Raw genomic sequence first — 2,553 nt, 5'->3', positions numbered from 1 at the left:
AGCATGCGCGTATAATCATCCTGCGGCGCGTGGAAGATTTGATCGACCGGGCCGCTTTCCATCACCTTGCCGTGGTACATGACCAGCACCTCATCGGCAATCTCGGCCACCACCCCCATATCGTGGGTGATGAACATGACGGCCATCCCCTTATCCTTTTGCAGGCGGCGGATAAGATCGATGATTTCGGCTTGGGTGGTCACGTCCAGCGCCGTCGTCGGCTCGTCGGCAATCAGCAACAGCGGATCGCAGGCGAGCGACATGGCGATCATCACGCGCTGGCGCATGCCGCCGGAGAACTCGAACGTATAGCGGTCAATCGCCTGCTCCGGCCGGGGGATTTCCACCTGCCGCAGCAACTCGATGCAGCGTTCGCGCGCCTCGGCCTTCGACATGCCGAGGTGCAGGCGCAGCACTTCGATAATCTGATTGCCGACCGTGTGGATCGGCGAGAGCGAGGACATCGGCTCCTGGAAGATCATCGCGATATCGCGGCCGCGAATCTGGCGAATGTCTTTGGAGCGCGGGTCGAGCTTGGCGAGATCGACCGTGGTGCCATCGGCCCGGTGCCAAATCATCTCGCCGCCGGTAATGCGGCCCGGCGCATCGACGATCTGCAAAATCGACCGGGCGGTCACGCTCTTGCCCGAGCCGCTCTCGCCGACGATGCACAGGGTTTTGCCACGTTCCAGAGAAAAGGACACACCATCGACGGCCTTCACCAAGCCGCTGCGCGTCGGGAACTGCGTTTGAAGGTTCCGAACCTCCAGCAAAACCCCGGTTGTGGGTTTGGGATGGACCAAGCGCAAGGGAGCCTCTTTTCTCATTTGTTGTACGGATCGGCGGCGTCGCGCAACCCGTCTCCCAGGAAGTTAAGAGCAACGACCGCCAGCACCACGGCAACCCCCGGCGCGAACAACCAGGGCGCGGTCGCAATCGAGCGGATGTTCTGGGCTTCGCGCAGCAGCACGCCCCAGGAAATCGTCGGCGGTTGCAGGCCGAGGCCAAGGAAGCTCAGCGAGGTTTCCGCCAAAATCATCGCCGGGATCGCCAGCGTGATCGAGGCGATGATGTGGCTGGCAAAGCTCGGCAGCATGTGCCGGAAGATGATGCGGCCTTCGCTCGCCCCATCCAGCCGCGCGGCTGTGACGAATTCTTCCGTGCGCAGGCTGAGGAACCGGCCTCGGACCACACGGGCGAGCTGTGCCCAGCCGGTCAGCGACAGAATGACGGTAATCATGAAGTAATTCAGCGTCGCCGGCCAATCCTGCGGCAGCGCCGCCGACAGCGCGAGCCAAATTGGAATGCTGGGCAGCGCCAGCACGAATTCGATGACGCGCTGAATGACGAAATCCGCCTTACCGCCGTAATAGCCGGAAATCCCGCCGAGGATGATCCCCAGCGTCAGCGACAGAAACACGCCGATCAGCCCGACCGACAGCGAAATCTGCGTGCCTTCCACCATGCGCGAGAAAACGCAGCGCCCCAAACGGTCGGCCCCGAGCAGAAAGACCGGGCGGGTCGAATCGGTCGGCGCGAACAGATGGGTGGTGGAGGAAATTACCCCGAGAATCTTATACTCGTACCCCTGGCCGAAGAAATTCAGATAGGTCTTACGGCCCGCGTCCTCCACATAAACCGGCGCGAGCGTAACCGGATCGCGCTTCAGCACCATCTGATAAACGTACGGCCTAAAGGCCCAGCTGCCATCGGGGGCGGTATCGATGAAATGCACGCTTTGCGGCGGCTGAAAGGCCGAGCGCGCGTCCTGCTTGGCGGGCTCGTTGATGGCGAAAAACCCCGGCGCGACGGCAACGAGATAGAGGAAACTGGTCACGGCCAGCCCCACCATCGCCAGCCGGTGACGGCGGAAGGCCCACCACATCAGGTGCCATTGCGAGGCAACGACGAATTTTGTGCGGTCTACCGCGATTGCAACGTCGGTCATAATCTACTCCAGCCGAATACGGGGGTCGGCGAGGGCAAGAAGAATATCGCTGAGCAGGGAGCCAACGAGGGTCAGCGCGCAAATCAACAGCACGAAGGCCCCGGCCAAATACATGTCTTGGCTCATCAGCGATTGCAGCAGCAGGGGTCCTGCCGTCGGCAGGTTCAGCACGATGGCGACGATGATCGAACCCGAAATCAGATTCGGCAGCAGCCAGGCCAGCGTCGAGATGAACGGATTGAGCGCTACGCGCACGGGGTATTTCATCAGCAGACGAAATTCCGACAGGCCCTTCGCCCGCGCCGTCGTCACGTAAGGTTTGTTCAACTCGTCCAGCATATTGGCGCGCATGACGCGGATCAGGCTCGCGGTGCCGGAAATGGCGAGGATGATGACCGGGATCCAGAGATGGCTCATCAGATCGACGACGCGGCCCCAGCTCCACGGCGCTTGAATATACTCCTCGGAAAACAGCCCGCCGACTTCTTGGCCGAACTCGACCACGGCCACATACATCAGCACCAGGGCGAGCAGAAAGCTCGGCACCGCAAGGCCGATGAAGCTGAACATGGTAACGATGTAATCGCCGATGGAATATTTCTTCA

General features: G+C 61.2%; 3 protein-coding genes. All 3 read right to left on the bottom strand.

Going from position 1 to position 2,553, the window contains the following annotated elements; all coding sequences use genetic code 11:
* A partial coding sequence (locus VZ95_RS08215; protein WP_232302552.1) for an ABC transporter ATP-binding protein occupies nt 1–809 on the bottom strand: 809 nt, incomplete at its 3' end.
* 14 nt (nt 810–823) lie between these two features.
* Complete coding sequence (locus VZ95_RS08210; protein WP_045775419.1) at nt 824–1,948, bottom strand: ABC transporter permease; 1,125 nt, start codon at nt 1,946–1,948, stop codon at nt 824–826.
* A gap of 3 nt (nt 1,949–1,951) precedes the next feature.
* Nucleotides 1,952–2,553: ABC transporter permease (locus VZ95_RS08205; protein ID WP_045775418.1), on the bottom strand; the 602-nt coding region annotated here is incomplete at its 5' end.

The organism is Elstera litoralis (assembly GCF_000963705.1).
Taxonomy (GTDB): Bacteria; Pseudomonadota; Alphaproteobacteria; order Elsterales; family Elsteraceae; genus Elstera; species Elstera litoralis.
The sequence above is the reverse complement of the archived record's forward strand: the minus strand, read 5'-3'. Positions and strand labels throughout refer to the sequence as shown.